The organism is Streptomyces sp. NPDC111507 (assembly GCF_055638955.1).
This window is the reverse complement of record NZ_JBVKBU010000053.1, coordinates 1-1,838: the sequence shown is the minus strand read 5'-3', so window position 1 is coordinate 1,838 and position 1,838 is coordinate 1. Positions and strand designations below refer to the sequence as shown.

The 1,838-nt window shown below is 64.5% G+C and carries 3 protein-coding genes and 1 pseudogene; 2 read left to right on the top strand and 2 right to left on the bottom strand.

Translation table 11 applies throughout. The annotated features are described in order from the left end of the window. Positions 1-173 precede the first annotated feature (173 nt). A complete protein-coding gene (locus tag ACZ7M2_RS52425; protein ID WP_471601364.1) occupies positions 174-704 on the bottom strand; it encodes a DUF1003 domain-containing protein in 531 nt (176 codons plus the stop codon). A 199-nt stretch (positions 705-903) separates the two neighbouring features. Beyond that, a pseudogene (locus ACZ7M2_RS52420) lies at positions 904-1,182 on the bottom strand (indolepyruvate ferredoxin oxidoreductase subunit alpha); the annotation flags it as partial. A 202-nt stretch (positions 1,183-1,384) separates the two neighbouring features. Between ACZ7M2_RS52420 and ACZ7M2_RS52415 the strand changes: the two are divergent. Beyond that, the gene (locus ACZ7M2_RS52415) at positions 1,385-1,582 is read left to right on the top strand and encodes a hypothetical protein (protein ID WP_471601363.1); all 198 of its coding nucleotides are present in this window, start codon (positions 1,385-1,387) and stop codon (positions 1,580-1,582) included. Positions 1,583-1,740: 158 nt separating this feature from the next. Continuing rightward, on the top strand, positions 1,741-1,838 hold a 98-nt coding region (locus tag ACZ7M2_RS52410), incomplete at its 3' end, for an FAD-binding protein (protein ID WP_471601365.1).

Here is a 1,838-nt window from a genome sequence, read left to right as displayed (position 1 = left end):
GGAACGACGCGACGACATCCACGAAGCATTCCTCGGACTCGCCGTCTGCCTGATCACCCACCGCCACGTACAGCGGCTTTGTTAGGACCAGTAAGCCCCTGACCGGTTGCATGACATCCGGCCGGTTGAACATGCGCTGGGCATGGCGAGCGTGAGCCGTTGCAGGGCCACGTTCACAGAGTATCCGGGGCCACCGGCGGAACCCCGGACCCCGGTTCCATCGCGCTCTTGCTCTGCTGGATGACCTCCTGGACGTGAAGCTCGATCTCCTGCGGATTCAGGCCGAGCGCCTTGCCTATGTGCACCGCCCAGACCTCGGCGCGAACATTGGTCTCGAAATCCAGATCGGCCCGGACGTCCTCACGAGCGGCTTGCCGATTCTGACTCACCATGACGAATGTGGACAGGAAGATGGCCTCCAGGCTCACGATCATGGTGAGCAGCCCGAACGGATAGGGGTCGAAGACCGCTGCGGAGCCGAACAGCTTGAGGTTGAGGGCGATCCACACCGCAAACCAGACGGCATGGACGTACACGAAGCCCATCGTGCCCGCGAAGGCTGTGATCGCGTCTGCGAACCGGTCCTGCGACGTGCGCAACCTGGCGAACACCAGCCGCTCGTGGCGCAAGCGGGGGTCGAGGCGATGAGTACCGCCGGAAGCAGAGCTCGGCCGGAAGGCTCCGCCTCCGGGGTGAACGGTCATTCCCACTTACTGCCTCATTCCCTCGCCGGGGACGCCACCGCCCCCAGCCATCGATGGCCCCCCAGTTTGCCTGCTGGGAACCGCTGCACGTGTGCTTCGCCGTGGAGGTGACATCGCGCACAGTGCAAGGTCTCGACACGACCCGCCGGGCAACCGGGTCACTGCGTTCGCCTCGGGCAGCGCCGGCTCCCGGCAGGCGTTCTCGGGACAGGAGGGCGAGCCGTTCGTCGTCGCCGCCTTCAGCATTAGCAAAGTATTCGGCGTTGATGGTCGTGTACTGCGCCCAGTGCTCTGGGACATCCTCTTCGTAGGACACGGCCTCGACCGGACAGACGGGTTCGTACGCATGACAGTCCACGCACTCGGAAGGGTTGATGTGGAGTGTCCCGTTGCCCTCGCAGACGCAGTCCGCGGAGCACTCGATGCGGCAAGCTCCGTCCTGGGCGTCAACGCAAGGCTGTGCAATGACGTAGGGCATCTTCCGCTCCTCCGCCCGACGGAGATGATCAGTGGCCGGCCGGCACGCGAGGGCAGTGTTCGGCTGGAGGTATGACCATGAAGCCCACGAGGTTGTGACGGCTGGCGCCTGACCCGCCCAGGTCGTCGCTGGGGTTGTCAGGGAATCACTGGGGTTGTCAGGGAATCAAAGGCTGAGCGGTCTGACGGGTGACCTTCCCCACGTGACTCGCCTCGCTGTCGAGGCACTGCGGGAGCGCGGTCACAGCGGCCCGCTGACGAAGAAGCACGCGCTGGCAGGCACGAGTGTCAACGTGAGGGACGTCATCGACCCGATCCGCTCCCTGATCACCTCGGGATCGCACATCGACGACGTGCTCTTTTCCAACCCCGCCATATCCCTGGACCGCATCCTGCCGTAACTCCCCGTCAGGAGCGGGAGTGGGCCGGATTGCACATCGTCTCTCGCTCACGTCGATGTCAGTGGACGCCACCCGCCACGGGAGTGTCCACGACAGGTGTCACAGATTCCGGGACATCCTGGTCCTACTGAGTGACAATCCCTCGGCGATCGGAGTAGATGGTGGCTATCACCGAACAACGTATTTCCACCATGGTGCTGGTGATCGGCACCGGAGGAGCCGGGCTGCGAGCGGCGATCGAGCTGGCCGAGGCCGG

Excerpts from the sequence above, each read along its gene's own strand:
- ACZ7M2_RS52425 (WP_471601364.1), bottom strand. The coding sequence starts at position 704 with ATGACCGTTCACCCCGGAGGCGGAGCCTTCCGGCCGAGCTCTGCTTCC.